Here is a 17,436-nt window from a genome sequence, read left to right as displayed (position 1 = left end):
GGCCTTGATAATGCTTTGGCTGAAACAGGACATAGGTTATACAAAACAGAGGTGATTGAATATTTAAAAGCAGGTTGGCAAGGTTTAGCGAATGTACAACTTGCGACATTAAATTGCGTAGATTGGTTCAATAAAAAGCGTATACACAGTGCATTGGGCTATGTATCGCCTTTTGAGTTTGAAAAGCGGTATTATGATATAGTCGATACACTCTAAAAATCTCATAGCGCTACTGGGATGAATTTTGCGCAGCCTCTGGGAACGCAGCACGCAAGTAAAATTTATACCAGTAGCGCGTTTAAATCCATAACAGTTTTACATTCAGCTAACTATAATTTAATCCTTTCAGGCATCGCTGCCTGACTCAAGTAAACCAGACTCCGACATAGTCGGGGCGGTTCACTATATCGCACTTAATAGGATACTGGTGATGGCATTGGGTCAGCTAGATCGCTTGTGGTGCATCAGGCTGCTGCATCGGTTCGGCATCTATAAAGGCTTTTAATGTGCGGCAGTGAGCATCAATGGCGACGATGGTTGGGTAGGGGGTGAGGTCCACCTCAAACCGGCGCGCAGACGACACCTGTGGTATCAAATAGCAATCTGCAAAGGTTGGCGTGTCACCGTAACAAAACTTACCGCGAGTATGGTCAGCTGCCAAGCGTTTTTCTAAAGCGGCAAAGCCTTCGCTGATCCAGCGGTTGCACCACGTCATGACCTGCGCTTCATCTACAGACAGCTCGTGGCGTAAGTATTGTAAAATACGGCGGTTATTAATAGGGTGTATGTCGCAGCCAATCATCGCACTCAGCGCTCGTACTTGCATACGGCCAGCAGCATCACTGGGCAATAAAGGCGGCGCAGGATAGACCTCTTCTAGCCACTCTAATATGGCAGGGCTTTGATAGAGTAATACGTCATCAGCTTGTAAAACAGGCACCAATCCTTGTGGGTTTAGGGTTTTGAACGTCTCAGCTAGCTGCTCGTTTTGGGCCAGATTGACTGCCAGATAATCGTACTCTAGGCCTTTTAGATTCATTGCAATACGTGTACGGTAAGATGTGCCGCTACGAAAATAACCGTAAAGTTTCATCATGGTATCTTCCTTTTATTATGTTATGTTGTGAGTCAAACGCCCCGTTGCCACCATAGCTTGTCCCGTCATTATCGTTGCATAAGATATGTATGCTCTCCAACTGCACATGCATACAATCAGGCGTAAGTGTTATAAAATTGTACTTCTCATTCCACGGCCTAAGCCTAAATAAAGCCAGCCTTTTAGCGAGTCCATTATGCCAGCAGCCAAAAGCCTTATAGACAGCGCGCCGACCACTCAAAAAAATGGCGTCCAGTCTTTGGAGACAGGGTTGTCCGTCTTAGATATCCTCATCGAGCGCCGCGAGCCTATGATGTTAAAAGACATTGCTCAAGCGCTGCAAATGCATCCTGCCAAGTGTCATCGCTATTTGGTCAGTCTCATTCGAAAAGACTATGCACAGCAATTGGCAGACGGGCGTTACGGACTTGGGCACAGAGTCGACGCGCTAAGCCACCGCGCCCACCGTCCAAACAACCTTCTAGAGCGCCTGACGCTTATCGCTCATGATATCAAAGACACCTTGCACTGCGGGGTACAGATTGCCAAATGGTTTACCGAAGGGCCTATTATTATCCAGTCGGTCGAGCCAGATAGCGCCATCAGTATCATCACGCGTGTGGGCTCACGGATGCCGCTTAGCACCTCGGCGACAGGACAGCTGTTTGCCAGCTATCAGTCAGATACGGTTATTTGGCCATTGGTGATGGCAGAATGGCGTGATCATGAGACCTATGATGACATGGCGCAAAAACGTCAGACGTTTAGCGAACGATGCGCCAATATCCGTACCCAAGGCTATGCCATGGTGACAGGCGATATGCTCAAGGGTATCAACGCCATTAGTATGCCTGCTTTGATATCATCACAGGCAAGTCATATAGACGATCACAGTACTGAGAAACACGCATCTATCGGTTTAGAGTATGCCATCACGGTCATCGGGACCAATGAGCAACTGCCTGTACATAAGCAACATGATTTGGTCACGCAGATACGGGCAATCGCGCAGCGTTATGATGTGATGTAACGTTGTTTTTCCTTAACACTATTTTTCGATACTCAAGTCCTGCACCGACTATTTATTCGCCCATAGGGAGTTGTTGCTTTACTTCTTCTAACTCTTCGTTGTGCAAAAACTGCGTATGGACGGGTGCGCGTTTGGTACGTGACCACTCATCGAGCATCTCGTGCTTCATCGCTTCGGTAATCATCGATACTTTTTCTTCTGATGTGACATCGTCATAGGTCAGCTCCAAGCGATGGCCGTTTGGATCAAAGAAATAAATCGAGTGAAAGATACCGTGATTGGTCACGCCGACCACTTCGATACCATTGTCTTCTAAATGCGTTTTTGCCAGCATCAGGGCATCGCGATCTTTTACTTTCAGCGCCAAATGCTGTACCCAGCTTGGCGTATTGAGGTCAAAGCCCATCTCAGGCTGATTTGGTACTTCAAAAAATGCCAAGACATTGCCGTGTCCTGCGTCTAAAAACACATGCATATAAGGGTCGAAGGCCTTGGTTGAGGGTACATGATCTTCGGCAAATGCCAAGATAAAGTCCATGTTTAGATGTTTTTTGTACCATTCGACAGTTTCTTTGGCATCCTTGCAGCGATAAGCCACGTGATGAATTTTTTCAATTGTAAAGCTCATATCAATATCCTTTTGATAAGGCGTGACCTGCGTCATACTGCCAGTATGATTCGAGCAACGGTCTGATCAGATCGGACGTATGCTCTACTAAGATTCTGGCAGCGTGATCAATTATTTAGCATTGCACGCCCATGTGATAGCCAGTATCAGTGGTCAAAATTAAAGCTAAAAATCAAAGCTAGAAATCAAAGCTCAGGGCAGGCAAGACTTTACCGCGTACTTCGCCAAAACCGACTCGAACGCCGTCTTTTTCGCTATAGCCTTTCATGATGACGGTATCGCCATCTTCGATAAAGCTGCGCGTCTCACCGCCGGCCAGCGTCACAGGCTTGGTCGCGTTCCAAGCGATCTCGAGCATCGAACCATAAGCGTCAGGTGTCGGCCCCGAGATCGTCCCCGAGCCCATCATATCGCCGACTTCTACCTTACAGCCGGTGATGGTGTGGTGCGTCAACTGCTGCGCCATCGACCAATACATATACTTAAAGTTTGTCTCACAAACGACAGTAGCGCTCTCGGCATTTTCGGGCAGCAGCTCGACCGATAGATTGATATCAAAGCTAGTATCAGTGGCGGTCTCGTTTAGATACGCCAGCGGTTTTGGCTCTTGGGTAGGACATGAAGTCTTAAAGGGGGCGAGCGCCTCCATGGTGACAATCCAAGGCGAGACCTCAGAAGCAAAGGTTTTGGCATTGAATGGGCCTAAAGGCACGTATTCCCATTTTTGGATATCGCGCGCTGACCAGTCATTGAGCAACACCATGCCAAAAATATGCTCAAATGCTTCATCGACGGCGATAGGCTGGCCAAGCTGGTTGCCTCTGCCAACGACAAACGCAGTCTCTAGCTCAAAATCCAAGCGCTTACAAGGTGAGAAGATAGGGCGCTCATCCGCATTTGGTTTTAGCTGCCCAGAGGGACGCACGATATCGGTGCCACTGACGACGACCGTGCTGGCGCGGCCATTGTAACCGACTGGCATCTCTGTCCAGTTGGGCAGCAGCGCGTTGTTTGGGTCACGAAACATCGTACCGACGTTGGTTGCGTGCTCTTTAGACGAGTAAAAGTCGGTAAAGCCTGGCACGTGAACGGGCAGATGCATGGTGACATCTGCTTGCTTAAACAGCGCCTTTTTTTGTAGCTCGGTGTCGTCACGTAGGGTACTGTCTGCGTCAGATAGTAGCGTTTGAATTGTCGCACGCGCCTTTTGCCAATTATCTCGGCCTGAGTCAATAAAAGCGTTTAGGGTCGGCTGGTTAAAGTACGGCCCGCCTGCTAAATCTAGAAGACCTGCTGACTCAAGCACAGACAAATCCAGTACGTATTCACCGATTGCCACGCCAGCACGGCGATTGTCTGCCTTTGCTTGAGTCTTGGTATCGCTAAAAATACCATAAGGCAGATTGTGAATAGAAAAATCAGAGTCGGCGGCAACCTCGATAAACGAAGTCAAGTTTTTGTCAATCGTTGACATAAGATGCTCCTTGCTAAAAAAATAAAGGACAAAGTTAGGTGATAAAAAGTGAGTGAATAAGAAATATAAGGTTGATTACGCAATACGTAATTTATTACTTATAGTATAATTTATGTCTTATGCTAAGTTATCATCAGAGGTATTGCAAGGGTTTTATGCCCATCATCGCTTACTTTTAGGGGCACTATTAGCCATGCAGATCGGTGAAGTGCTGCGCAAAATACGTTTGCAAAAACTGCTTAAAGGCAACCGTTGCAGGCGCTAGCGCTCGTGATGAGCGTTGATAGATAAAAAACCGCCTTGTCTTGACTGGATGAGCAAGTGGCCGCATCTGTAAGCCATTGGCGCTGACCCAGTCGATCACCTCTGGCATATAGGGTAGGCACAACGTGATACCAAACCCTTGACGCGTCATCTCCAGCGCTGTCGACATAAAATTGACCTTGTAGCGCGCTTGCTGAATATGGGCGGCGACCGCTTCATCAAGCTCGGTGGTGACTTGCTCAATAAATGGCCCTTGCAAGGTAATGAGCGGCGTCTCTAGCAAGTCTTGCCAGACGATCTCACTTTTTTGTGCCAACACATGCTGCTCTGGCATCACCACACAAAACGGCAATTCGTACAGTAAGTCGGTACTGATGTCATCATCCATCTCCATAAATCCAAGCTCGGTACCGACGCCTAAGTCTACCTCGATATTTTGGATGTGCTGTAGGACATTCTCGGCCGAGCAATCTAATAACGACACGCTGATATCAGGATAGGTTTGGGAAAACTGAGCGATGACAGCAGGCATAGAGGAGGCTGCAAACTGCGACACCGCCAGTCTGACTTGGCCTTGCGCCAAGCTGGTCAAACTACTGGCTTCGTTTTCAAATAGATGCATCTCATTTAGTACCCGCCGCGCTTGTGGCAGCAGATGGCGACCTACAGCGGACAACGATAGCTGGCGGGTGGTGCGGTCAAACAACACGATACCGAGGCTGGATTCTAATTCTTTGATCAAACCACTCACGGCAGATTGGGTCAGATGCATCTGGTCACTGGCACGGGTAAAGCTGCCATTGTCAGCGACAGTGATAAAAGCGGTCAATTGGCGAATACTGATATTCATAAGTAAACCTGATAAATAAATCATAAAAAACAATTAGTCTTATAAATAAAGCTAATCTAATATAAATGCATCGTCAATAAGCGTTATTGATATAGACAAATTTTTACGCTGATTTAAGGTTTGATACGGATTGATAGTGACGATTTTTAGCACTAATTATTTTTAGCAGTAATTGATATTAAGGATGATGACCATGGCAGATTTATTTGAAAACCCAATGGGACTAAACGGATTTGATTTTGTAGAGTTTGCTTCACCTGAGCCACACGCTGTCGATGCATTGTTTAAGCAGCTAGGCTTTAGCCACATCGCCAACCACCGCTCAAAGGACGTGGCGCTTTATCGTCAAGGCGATATTAATCTCATCTTAAACCGTGAACCAAAAAGCCACGCCAGCTATTTTGTAGAAGAGCATGGCGCAGGGGCGTGTAGTATGGGATTTCGGGTGAAAGATGCCAAAAAAGCCTATGAGCGTGCCATTGAGATGGGCGCGCAGCCTGTCGAGGTGCCAACAGGCGTGATGGAGCTGCGCTTGCCTGCGATAAAAGGCATCGGTGGCTCTTTGATATATTTAATTGACCGCTACAAAGACGGTGAGTCTATCTATGATGTCGATTTTGAGTTTTTTGCTGACGTCGACAGACAGCCTACCGGTTATGGCTTTAAAGTCATCGATCATCTTACGCACAACGTCTACCGCGGCCGAATGGCGTATTGGGCAAACTTCTATGAGCGTATCTTTAATTTCCGCGAAATCCGTTATTTTGATATCAAAGGCGAGTACACAGGCCTTACCAGTAAAGCCATGACCGCCCCTGATGGCAAAATTCGCATCCCACTTAATGAAGAATCAAAGCAGGGCGGCGGGCAGATCGAAGAGTATTTGATGCACTTTAATGGCGAAGGCATTCAGCATATTGCCTTAGCCAGTGATGACTTGCTGGAGAGCATCGATTTGCTCAAAGCGGCGGGCATTCCGCTGATGACTGCGCCAAACGATGCTTATTACGACATGTTAAGTGAGCGTCTGCCGGGTCATGGTGAGGATGTCGCGGCACTGCAAACACGCGGTATCTTGCTAGATGGCACGACTGAGGGCAACGAGCCTCGCTTACTGCTACAGATTTTTTCCGAGACCATCTTAGGCAGTCCGGTGTTCTTTGAATTTATCCAGCGTAAAGGCGATTATGCAGAAGGCTTTGGTGAAGGTAATTTTAAGGCGTTGTTTGAATCTATCGAACGCGACCAAGTGCGCCGCGGCGCTGTCGGTCAACCAGAAACAGAAGCGCTATAGCAGCGGCGGGCAAGGCAAAAGGAGTTTGTCTTGTCCACTTGCTTCATTATACGTAGCAGTTGGCTTGCGTATTTTAGTCTTATCCGCATTGGCTGGTCTGACTGGCTGGCTTGTTTGACCGATTAGGTGACGTGATCGACGCGCCAGTTTGTATGGTCAACGGGTAGAGGACAAAGGGCTGATAGAAAAAACAATCGTCATACAAGGAGTACAGGCATGGATCGCCTCTCACATACCCCCTCTTATCAACGCGCTGTCAGCGGCAGTCACAAAAACGACCTCGGCAAAAAACAAGCCGCCGACAGCTCAATTACCGATAGCACTAATACTAATATCAATACCACTAATAGCAGCGCCCATCTAGCGGCTTCTCGTCTAGAAGCTTCCTATCTAGAAGCGCCGCAAAAGCAGCCATATGTCTCGCACCAGCCCGACAGTGATGGCCATATTGCCTATAGCGATGATGAGCACCTCATGTGGCAAACGCTGCTCGAGCGACAAGCCAAACAAATCCCCAATCGCGCCTGTTCAGCCTATCTAGACGGCCTAACAAAGCTGCAGCTACCCACCACCCAGATTCCGCAATTGGCTACTATCGATGATGTCTTGCAGGCGACCACAGGGTGGCAAACGGCTGCTGTGCCAGCATTGATTAGCTTTGGTAAGTTTTTTAAACTGCTCTCCCAGCGGCGTTTTCCTGTTGCGACTTTTATTCGCCGCATGAATGACATGGACTATATCGAAGAGCCGGATATCTTTCATGAAATCGTTGGCCATTGCCCGCTGCTGACTCATCCTGCATTTGCCGCTTTTAATGAAACCTATGGTAAATTAGGTCTCAACGCCAGCAAAGAAGAGCGGTGGTTTTTGGCGCGCCTCTATTGGTTTACCATCGAGTTTGGACTGGTAGGCCATACCCCAAAAGACCGCAAAATCTATGGTGGTGGTATCTTAAGCTCACCATCTGAGACATTATATGCGCTGAGCGACACGCCTGAGCATCGGGCGTTTGATTTGCTCGATGTGCTGCGCACCCCTTATCGTATCGACCATATCCAGCCTATTTATTATGTGATTGATGAGCTGGATACGCTGTTTGATATCGTCGACAGCGATATCATGGGCGTGGTCAAGCAAGCGATGTCACTGGGTTTGTTTGAGCCGACCTATGCCAGGGAAGCCAACTGCTGATTTACTTTATTTGCTTTAACACGGACGTATATCACGTAAAAACGTAATCATGACAATAAAAGGAGTTTATTATGACGACACTATCCCAAGCCAGCTGCGAAGCCTGCCGTATCGGTGCCCCGACAGTCAGTGAGACTGAAGCGCGCGAGTTATTAACGCAGATTCCTGATTGGTCACTTATCGAGGTCGATGGTATCCGGCAGTTGCAGCGCCAGTATAAGTTTAAAAACTTCGTCGCGGCCATGGCATTTGCCAACGAGCTTGCCGATATCGCCGAAGCAGAAGGCCATCATCCAGGCATATTGGTCGAGTGGGGAAAGGCCACGGTTACTTGGTGGTCACACAGTATTAAGGGGCTGCATCGCAATGATTTTGTCATGGCTGCCAAGACCGATAGCCTACTTGGTAAATAATCAGGGTAGCAATAATCAGAGCAACTGATTAAACTTGCCACACCAAAGCCAACCCTAACGCCAAATCCACTGGCAATCTAAGGATGTGTGATGCCACCAAAAATACTCACTCAAATCTCTTCTCAACTGGCATTTATGATCTCTGCCATCGTCATCGCTATCATGGGCGTCACCATGATCGGCTTTGGCTGGGTGCCTCATCTCTCGTTGATACTCGCTATCTGTGTCCTACTGGCCATCGGTTTGTTTCGAGGCCTCAGCTTCGATGATATGCAAGCGCAAATGGCCTCTGGCGTGATGCGCGGTATTGGCGCGATATATTTGTTCTTTTTTATTGGTCTAATGGTCGCCGCCTTGATGATGTCTGGTGCCATTCCGACGCTAATGTATTTTGGTTTTCAGCTTATATCGCCCGAGTATTACTATATTTCAGCGTTTGTACTGACCTCTATCATCGGCGTGGCCTTAGGCAGTAGCTTGACGACCGCGGCGACTCTTGGGGTGGCTTTTATCGGCATGAGCCATGCGTTTGATGCCAACGTCGCTATCGCTGCAGGTGCGGTGGTGTCGGGCGCGTTTTTTGGTGATAAGATGTCGCCGCTGTCCGATACTTGTACCATCGCTTCATCTGTGGTGGGGATTGATCTGTTTGCCCATATTCGCAATATGATGTATACCACCATCCCTGCATGGATACTGACCGTGATATTGTTTTGGTTTTTTTCGGGGCAGACGGTGAGCTCGGACTTAAGTCAAGTGACTGTGCTACAAAACCAGCTGATAGACAGTGGCTTGGTACAAAACTACGCGGTACTGCCTTTTGTCGTGTTGGTAGGGTTGGCAGTGTTTCGCGTCAACGCTATTTATACCATCATCTGTACTATTTTTGTCGCCCTTATCGTCACCTATTTTCATAGCTCACCCAGTATCGGGCAGTTGGGAGGCTATTTGTTTGCAGGCTATACGCCAGCTGAGTCGCTAGAGCTGGGCGAAGTGGCAGGGATGATATCGCGCGGTGGTGTACAAAGCATGTTTTTTACCCAAGCAATCGTGGTGCTGGCGCTCAGTCTGGGTGGCTTGCTGACGGCATTGGGTATTTTGCCAGCATTGCTATCAGGGATTAAAGGCAGCTTGACCACCGCAGGGCGCGCAATCTTTGCCGCGGCGATGTCTGCGCTTAGTATCAACGTGCTGATCGGTGAGCAGTATTTGAGCATCCTGCTATCAGGAACGGCGTTTCGCCCAACCTTTGAGCGCTTGAACTTGCATCCCAAAAATCTATCACGCACCATTGAGGATGCAGGTACGGTCATCAATCCATTGGTACCATGGAGTGTGTGCGGGGTGTTTATCAGTCAGGCGTTAGGCGTTCCTGTACTGGATTATTTGCCTTATGCGTTCTTCTGCTATTTGTCGCTGCTCTTGACATTGATATTCGGTTTTACCGGTATTACCATCAGCCGCGTAGATACTCCTAGCGCCAAGACGTCTGTATAGCTCTTCATAAAAAACATAAAAATGATGCCCCAATCGGTCTGCTTGCAGGCCGATTTTTTATGCGTGCTGTTTTGATCAGTAAGGTTTTATCAATTTATTCTTATCAACCTATTCTTATCAATCTGTTTTCACAGTCGGGCGGCGCTACCCATCGCTTAGCACCAAAGCAGATAATGGCTATGTTAATATATGTTATTGTATATTGATGAGTGGCGCTGGTCTGTGCTAACTTTTAAATAAATATTGGTGTGAGCGGCTTGCCCATAAAATAGCTTATAAAAAATCATCAATTCAATAAGCGGTAAGCACCGGCTTGAATAAATTATAACGACATAAAACATCAACGATAACGATAACGATAACGATAACGATAAATATAAAGGACAAAACGATGCTACTCGAAAAAATCAAGACACCTGGACTGGCTCATCTATCTTATTTGTTGGGGTCGGGTGGTCAAGCGGCGGTGATTGATCCGCGCCGTGACTGTACGATTTATGTAGAAAAAGCGCGTGCCGCTGGACTTGAGATTACGCATATATTTGAAACCCATCGGAATGAGGATTTGGTTTCAGGCGCGCCGATTTTGGCGAACATGACAGGGGCGACAGTGTTTCATGGTCCAAACCCAGAGCAGCCTATCGTCTATGCGCAGACAGTGCATGAGGGTGATTGTTTCGCGATTGGGCAGCTTGAGATTCGGGTGATCGAGACACCAGGCCATACTGATGATCACCTAGCGTATGCGGTGTTTGACAGCGCTTATCCAGACAAGGCGGTAGGAGTGTTTACCGGAGATGCTTTGTTTGTAGGGGATGTCGGTCGTACGGATTTTTATCCCAACCGCCGTAAAGAGGTGGCAGGACTGCTCTACGACTCACTACAAAAAATCTTAGCACTGGGCGATCAGGCGATTATTTATCCGGCTCATGGGGCGGGGTCGGTCTGCGGCTCAGGTATGGCAGAGCGTGAGTTTTCTAGCGTCGGGCATGAGCGGCTAAATAACCCGCGTTTACAAATTACAGAGCGCGACGCTTTTATTGATGCAAAAATCAATGAAAATCACTATCAGCCGCCGTATTTTAGACTGATGGAGCGCTTAAATATGCAAGGCGGTGACGCGCCGCCAGCTATCATGCGCCCGCGCAATTTGACATTGGCACAGTTTAAGGACTCTGATGCCGATCATATCATCGATATCCGCGAGACGATGGCGTACGCTTCTGGCCACTTTCCAGGTTCGATGAGTTTGCCAGTCAGCATGATTCCAGCCTTTGTCGGTTGGTTTGTCGGTGAGGGCGAGCGCATTGCGTTGGTGGCAGCAGATGAAGCGCAGTTAGCTACTGCCATGGCACATCTGGTGCGGGTGGCGCTTGATGATGTGGTGGGCGGCTATGTGGGTGTGGTCGCGGCGGCCAAGCAAGGCGAGCGTCTGCAGCGAATACCGATGATCGACACCCATGAGGTCAGAAAACGTCTGAATGGTAATGATACGGATATCGACCAAAAAAACTGGGTGCTCCTCGACGTTCGTGACGCTGACGAGCGCGCCGCCGATGCGATCAAAGACTCAGAGCACATCTATGTCGGCCATCTCAATGAGCGCTGGCAGGCGCTTGATAAGCATCGTCACTATACGTTGATGTGTGCTAGCGGCGCACGGGCCACAGTCGCTGCTGGCTGGCTGGCGAGCCAAGGCTTTGATAATCTCGACATCTATCTGGGCGGGATGGAAGCGTGGCGTCATGCCAAAGACACTGCTGAGTGATAAGGCATGTCATCAGGCCAGTTATAAAGCATTGGTGCTTTAGTCAGCCTCCACCAAAACACCAGCCTTTTTGATTAACGCTTAAAATGTCGCCTGCAAACTGACAGACATTTGACGCTCAGGCCCCATCCAGCAGTTATTGATATCGTAACAGGCACCGATATAGGTTTTATCAAACAAGTTATTGATGCTTGCGCCGACAGCCAGCATCGGACTGATTTGATAATTGCCACCGATATCGACCAAGGTCACGCTTGGTAGCTCATCCGAGTTTTGTTTATCAAGCTGCATGCCGTCTTCGTAGCGTACGCCTGCATTCAGTGTGAGCTTATCTGTGGCGTAGTAGTCGGCCCACAGCGTGGCTTTGTGCTTAGCCGTTTGCGCTGGGGTATTGCCGACCACATCAGGGTTGAATTCATCTTTTGTAATCTCAGCGTCGGTATAGCTATAGCTTGCCGCAACATCCACCCAGTCATTGAGCATATGACTGCCTGATATCTCAAAGCCTTTTGACTCAATCTCACCGGTCTGAGTTTGGCTTCTATAGTTGATTTCGTCTGCGACCACGACGTTTTTTTGCGTGATATCAAAGACAGCGAGCGTGCCTTTGGTCGCGCGATCTGAGGACAGATATTTGATACCCGCTTCTAGCTGGTCGGCGGTGGTGGGTTTAAACGCTTCATTGGTAATAAAGTTGCTACCAACGACAGGCTGAAACGACTGAGAATAGCTGGCATAAGGCGATAAACCATTATCCAAATCATAAATGGCCGCCAGACGACCGCTGGTTTTTGAGGCATCATTATCGATCGTTTGTGCATCGTACACCGCGCCTTGTGCGGCTTTGGTTTGCTCAGTGATACTCTCAAACTTATCGTGACGCAAGCCTGCGACCACGGTCAAATCTTGCCACTGCATCTCATCTTGTACATAGAGCCCAAGCTGGCTTTGCTCGATGTCTTCGTCTTGACGATAGGCATCTAGCGGCAGGGTATCGGTATCGATCTGGGAAAAATTGGGGTTTGATAAGTCAAGGTTTGGCGTACCCGCTGCGCCCGCATCATAGTAAGTCGCCCTACTGTCGGTTTCTTGATACTCAATACCGAACAACACATTGTGCGAGGTGTTGGCCGTGTCGAATTGATAAGCCAGCTGGTTGTCTGTGGTCCAGTTTTTCATGCGCTCATCAGTGGTATACGCCACGCGGTTTAAGATCTTATCGCTACCATCGATAAACCCGCCACTATTATACATATTGCGCTGCTCAGCTTCGGCATCGGTGTAGCGTAAGATGTGCTTAAAGGTGAGATTGTCATTGATATCCCAGTTTACCGTAATGCTTGGCATCAGTACTTCTTTACTAAAATGATTCCATTGATCCCCTGCATAGGCATCGCTGTCTAATTTGCCATGGCTGGCGTTGTAGACCGTACCGACAGCAGGTAGTGGGGTGGATGGCACCATCTCTGGATCATCTTGATAAAACAGATTGGCAAGCACAGAGACATCGTCAGTCGCCTGCCACTCAAGCGATGGATTAATCAGTAATCGCTCTTCTTCGGTGGTCTGCATTTGACCGTCTTTTTGCCGTTTTAATGCTACCAAGCGATAGTTGAGCGCATCGCTGACTGGCCCTGTCGTATCGACCGCTACCTCCTTTAAGTTTTGATTGCCAAGTCGCAGCTGCACTTCGGTTTCTTGCGTGCTCTTTGGGGTTTTGGCGATCTGGTTGACCATACCACCTGGTGCGGCATAACCGTAGAGCGAAGAGGCGGGACCTTTGACCACCTCTACCGCTTCGGTGGCATAAATATCTACCTGCGGCATGAGGTTCCACGCGCCATCATAGGGCAGTCTGAGGCCGTCATAAAAGTTTGAGTAGGTCTTAAAACCGCGGATATTATACTCATCAAAAATAGAGACTGTGCCGCGGCTCTCCGAGCTTACGCCTGGCTCATAACGCAAAGCAGCGTTGACACTATCTGCTTGGCGCTTTTGTAACAACTCCTGATCGATGCGGGTGTAGCTCATGGGCGCATCTTCAGGGTCTAAGGCGGTCTTGGTACCGGTGCTGCGATAGCCATCGGCATAGACAGTAATGGCCTCTAACGTGGTCGATGGGGCGGTCGAGGTCGAAGCAGTGGTTGTTTCGCTTGCGCTGATGACTTCCGCGCCTGTAGACGACTCAGCACTGCCTGAGTTGTCGATTGTCTTGGCCGCAATCGATTGCGCGGCTGCGATATGACTGATACCCATTAATAGGCCGATCTGTACGGCCAATGTCAGGTGTTTTTTTCGGATGGTTCGGATAGATAGAGGGGGTAAATGAGACCGCATCTGATGTCCTTTTGAGCTGAAATGGTTGTCTTTTGGGTACGAAGTTGTAACAATACTTATAACAATGATAATAATAACATTAATGATAATTGTTATCATTAAAAAATTGCATTCAAGAACTTCGTGTAGTCGAATCTAAATGGCTCGCTAAAGCGTTGGTTTTCTTGCGTGCTGTACCTGCGCTGCTCGATGCTGCGTAAAACAACACTTCATCTCGCCATATCGTTTTTATATCGGGTTGACTATAGAAGTAACGACCACTGCGAGTAGTGCGTATCGTGCCAAGCGCGCGTCATTTATTTGAGCATCGCAATGGCGTCGATGCTGGCGCGCTGCCGTTCTTCAGCGTTTAGCTCTATCAGTCGGCCAGCTTTCATCAGTAGCAATCGATCGGCATGCGCAAAATAGCTGTCGTCGTGACTGATGATAAATAAGGTTTTTCCCATGGCTTTGAGCTTAGGTATCAGTGTTTGATAAAACACACGGCGAAAGGCAGGGTCTTGGTCTGCGGCCCATTCATCGAGGAGGAGGATGTCTTTTTGTTCGGCGATAGTGATGAGCATGGCCAGTCGTTTTCGTTGGCCTTGTGACAGCTTATCGGTAGAGAGGGTGTCGTCAGTGATGCTCACTTTGTCTTGCAGGTTGAGCTGATGCAGCCACGTATCCGTCAGTACTCGATCAGGCGCTTGTCCTTTAGGGCCGATGAGCTGCGTAAACAGATGCTGATCGCTAAAAATCGCCGAAAACAGCTGGCGATAATCGGCGCTACTTTGTAAGTTGTTAGTTTGTAAGTCGCTACTTTGTGAATCGCTGTTTTGAGAATGAATGAGCTCTCCATCGACTGTTATGGTGCCCGTCGTCGGGGCAAAAATCCCCGTGATAATCTTGGCCAGCGTAGACTTGCCGCTACCATTTGCCCCTATCAAAAACACCACATCGCCACGTTGCAAAGTTAGTGTAACAGACTGTAAGATATCATCGGCATGCTCGCTGTCGACAGCTGTCACATTTTGGCTATCGGTGTTGTGTGGGTAGCGATAACAGATATCCTGAAAACAGATGGTTTGCCAGTTTGTCGCCGCGCTGTCTGTTTGAAAATCCGGCTGATAATCAGCAAGTGCCAACGCCTGTATTTTTTCTAAAGCCACTTGAGCAGTTTGTAGCGTGGGATAAGCGCCGACAGCATGTAGGAGCGGGGACTGCATAAATAAAATCGTCAAAGAAAACGTCGTGGCCACAGCCATGGAGACGCCCAAAGAGCTTGCGACAGCAAAGACGATACCAATCGCGGCAAACATCATGATATTGGACCAGTTCACTGCCGATAAATGAAAGGTATCAGACTTGGTCACGGTCTGTTCATAGGCTTTGGCGTGCCGCAAAAAGTCGTCGTTATACAGCCTTTGGGCGCGGTGTTGGTTGAGCGCCAGCTCTTTACGACCTTCTATGATGGACTGATAATCTTGGTATAAATCATCATTGATCTCGCGTAGCTCTGTCAGATGCGTATAGACGTGCTTAACCAAAATAGTACTGATGCAAATCGTCATCACAATCCAGCACATGACAATCAATAACAATGGCAGCGACAGCCAGCCCAGATACAGCCCGACACCTACCGATAAAATCACGCCTTGTACCAGCTCTGGCATGCGCACAAACGCGGTGGTGATAGACTGAATGTCAGAGGATAGGCTGGCAAGTAAGCGCGCGCTCCCTAGATTATCTATCTGCGGCACGGCGGTGTCGATGATTTGTTTGACCAGTTTTGTCCGTAGCTCATAGACAAACCGATGACCCAAGCGTGTGAGGGCATATTGTGCTAAAAACGTGGTCGTTAGCAATAGCAGCACCAATAGCGAAAACTGCCCCAAGCTCTGCCATGATAAAGCACTAAAGACAGACTGGCTGATAAAGGTGTGATTGATATACGCGATGATACCGACGCTGACGGCGGCATTGAGCAGGTTTAATAAAACAACTTTTAAAAACGGCAGGCGATAGTGCGCCCATACCATATGATACAAAGAAGCGGCAGCGCGAGGGGACATAAAGACTCAATAAATATACGTTTTTGAGGGTTTTAAAGAAGCTTGGCGTTCGCCCTATGATGCTTATAAGGCTGAACGCTGATAAAAAAACAAATACAGGCTATATAAATAGAAGCTATGACAAGTAGAAGCTATAAAAAATAGCTTTTTATGTCGATTCCTTGCTCTGCGACTGGGTGAAAAAACACAGCCTAAGAAGCCGGCTGAATGTCTAGTTTAAACTCCCATGAGGTCGCCGTCGTCGCCGTGCTATCAGGATAATTGATCTTATCCAAACGCACACGCGCATAGCTGTTGCCTCCAGCAGATCTGATAAGGGCGCCTTGAGCACTATCAAGTGGTTTGGCATTTAGCTGATGAGTCATGCCATTGTAGGTATACCAGCCAAAATCCAAATTCGGAAAACTGCCAGTATACGCAGGGTTGAGGTCCGAGCCTTTACTGTCAATCACCCAGCTTCTGGCGCTTAGCGGCTTGTCGTAGTCTGCTGTGCTGGTAAGGTCGGCTAAGGTCGCTGCACTACCATCGGTGATAAATTGACTGACAATAGGCTCGTCTTTTGCATCATAATATCCTGCTGGTGTGGCGGCAAGATAACCGCCAATCTTACCACTGCCCGAATCTCCACCATTTAAAATCACATCATTACGCTTAAAGCCGATCTGCCAAGTGCTGTCTTTGTCCGTGCTGCTTTGGCCTGTTTTTAGGTCAACATATACCCAATCATCATTGCTGGTGGCGTTGATGGTTTGGGTCTGTACCTGGTTTGGTAGCGCCGTATCAATCCAGCGAATGGTTGGGTAGCCAGATTTTCCAGCATCATTGTAGTAGTTGGTAATCTGCAGGGCATAGATTGGCTGCTGGACGCTGCTGTCTGTCATGTCGCTACTACTGTCTGTGGTGACCATATAGACGCGGTTGTTGGGATATAGCTGATGATTGCCTTGTAAGTTGTACTCAAACCAAGGCTTGGCAGTAAACACCCCGCCGCTGCGGTCTTCATTATAGTGCAGGCTGATGTCACGGCCTGTATCAGGGTCAAGGGTGGCATTGGTATAACGGCTCAGATCAGACCAGTCGATCAAGCCAAAAACCCCGCCCATGCCTGCGCCAGAGTCGCCACTATTGGACCAAAGCTTGACTGAGCGTGCTTGGTTTTCAAACTTAATATCCCATGTATCGCCGTCACATGAGCTTTCAGCTTTGGCATCGAAGTCATAACAAGTGGCACTATCAGGCGCTAGGTTGGTGACTTGCCATGTGGCGGTTTCGCTAAAGCTGGCACTGCTGGCAGGCGGTGTGCTGCCATCATTATCGCTATTTTCGTTATTGCCACTACTCGAGCCATCACTGCCGCCACCGCAGCCGGTCATGCTAAGGGCTAATAGGCTGCTGCTAAAAAGTAATGCCAATTTGGTCGGCTTGGTGCTCATTGCTAGGGTAGGTTTGGTCATGTCAGGCTCCTTGATGGTTATTGTTTTGGCTAAAGATAAAAACAGCGCTATAGACAGAGTTTTTTAAACAATTGCTTTACAAGAGTTGC

13 protein-coding genes and 1 pseudogene are annotated in these 17,436 nt (G+C 48.3%); 7 read left to right on the top strand and 7 right to left on the bottom strand.

Annotation, left to right across the window (positions count from 1 at the left end):
• Positions 1-6: 6 nt before the first annotated feature.
• A pseudogene (locus tag CAP50_RS06105) lies at positions 7-216 on the top strand (integrase core domain-containing protein); the annotation flags it as partial.
• A 229-nt stretch (positions 217-445) separates the two neighbouring features.
• Here CAP50_RS06105 and maiA read toward each other — a convergent pair.
• On the bottom strand, positions 446-1,093 hold the full coding sequence (maiA, locus tag CAP50_RS06100) for a maleylacetoacetate isomerase (RefSeq protein ID WP_198411596.1): 648 nt from the start codon (positions 1,091-1,093) through the stop codon (positions 446-448).
• Between the two features lie 199 nt (positions 1,094-1,292).
• Here maiA and CAP50_RS06095 point away from each other — a divergent pair, with 199 nt between their 5' ends.
• Positions 1,293-2,126, top strand: a complete 834-nt coding sequence (locus CAP50_RS06095; protein ID WP_100749385.1) for an IclR family transcriptional regulator — start codon at positions 1,293-1,295, stop codon at positions 2,124-2,126.
• Positions 2,127-2,178: 52 nt separating this feature from the next.
• Here the strand turns inward: CAP50_RS06095 and CAP50_RS06090 are convergent, their stop codons facing one another.
• The 3 genes from CAP50_RS06090 to CAP50_RS06080 all read right to left on the bottom strand — a co-directional run bounded on the left by CAP50_RS06090 (position 2,179) and on the right by CAP50_RS06080 (position 5,342).
• Entirely contained in the window at positions 2,179-2,754 is a 576-nt protein-coding gene (locus CAP50_RS06090; RefSeq protein WP_100749384.1) for a VOC family protein, read from the bottom strand.
• A gap of 178 nt (positions 2,755-2,932) precedes the next feature.
• Positions 2,933-4,228, bottom strand: a complete 1,296-nt coding sequence (fahA, locus tag CAP50_RS06085) for a fumarylacetoacetase (protein WP_100749383.1) — start codon at positions 4,226-4,228, stop codon at positions 2,933-2,935.
• Positions 4,229-4,415: 187 nt separating this feature from the next.
• Positions 4,416-5,342, bottom strand: a complete 927-nt coding sequence (locus CAP50_RS06080) for a LysR family transcriptional regulator (RefSeq protein WP_075102391.1) — start codon at positions 5,340-5,342, stop codon at positions 4,416-4,418.
• A 193-nt stretch (positions 5,343-5,535) separates the two neighbouring features.
• Here CAP50_RS06080 and hppD point away from each other — a divergent pair, with 193 nt between their 5' ends.
• The 5 genes from hppD to CAP50_RS06055 all read left to right on the top strand — a co-directional run bounded on the left by hppD (position 5,536) and on the right by CAP50_RS06055 (position 11,505).
• On the top strand, positions 5,536-6,636 hold the full coding sequence (gene hppD, locus CAP50_RS06075; protein WP_075102379.1) for a 4-hydroxyphenylpyruvate dioxygenase: 1,101 nt from the start codon (positions 5,536-5,538) through the stop codon (positions 6,634-6,636).
• Between the two features lie 216 nt (positions 6,637-6,852).
• Positions 6,853-7,827 carry a phenylalanine 4-monooxygenase gene (gene phhA / locus CAP50_RS06070; RefSeq protein WP_241900674.1) on the top strand — a complete coding sequence of 325 codons (975 nt, stop codon included), beginning with the start codon at positions 6,853-6,855 and terminating at the stop codon, positions 7,825-7,827.
• Between the two features lie 71 nt (positions 7,828-7,898).
• On the top strand, positions 7,899-8,240 hold the full coding sequence (locus CAP50_RS06065; protein WP_075102380.1) for a 4a-hydroxytetrahydrobiopterin dehydratase: 342 nt from the start codon (positions 7,899-7,901) through the stop codon (positions 8,238-8,240).
• Positions 8,241-8,330: 90 nt separating this feature from the next.
• Entirely contained in the window at positions 8,331-9,737 is a 1,407-nt protein-coding gene (gene nhaC / locus CAP50_RS06060; protein WP_075102381.1) for a Na+/H+ antiporter NhaC, read from the top strand.
• Between the two features lie 391 nt (positions 9,738-10,128).
• Positions 10,129-11,505 carry an MBL fold metallo-hydrolase gene (locus CAP50_RS06055; RefSeq protein WP_075102382.1) on the top strand — a complete coding sequence of 459 codons (1,377 nt, stop codon included), beginning with the start codon at positions 10,129-10,131 and terminating at the stop codon, positions 11,503-11,505.
• An 81-nt stretch (positions 11,506-11,586) separates the two neighbouring features.
• Here CAP50_RS06055 and CAP50_RS06050 read toward each other — a convergent pair whose 3' ends face one another.
• The 3 genes from CAP50_RS06050 to CAP50_RS06040 form a co-directional block, all read right to left on the bottom strand.
• Positions 11,587-13,842, bottom strand: a complete 2,256-nt coding sequence (locus CAP50_RS06050; protein WP_083608629.1) for a TonB-dependent siderophore receptor — start codon at positions 13,840-13,842, stop codon at positions 11,587-11,589.
• A gap of 296 nt (positions 13,843-14,138) precedes the next feature.
• Complete coding sequence (locus tag CAP50_RS06045) at positions 14,139-15,893, bottom strand: multidrug ABC transporter permease/ATP-binding protein (protein WP_100749382.1); 1,755 nt, start codon at positions 15,891-15,893, stop codon at positions 14,139-14,141.
• Positions 15,894-16,084: 191 nt separating this feature from the next.
• Entirely contained in the window at positions 16,085-17,347 is a 1,263-nt protein-coding gene (locus CAP50_RS06040) for an HmuY family protein (RefSeq protein WP_241900673.1), read from the bottom strand.
• Positions 17,348-17,436 lie beyond the last annotated feature (89 nt).

Origin of the sequence: Psychrobacter sp. L7 (assembly GCF_002810365.1) — a bacterium.
Taxonomy (GTDB): Bacteria; Pseudomonadota; Gammaproteobacteria; order Pseudomonadales; family Moraxellaceae; genus Psychrobacter; species Psychrobacter celer.
This window is presented reverse-complemented; position numbering and strand designations above follow the sequence as displayed.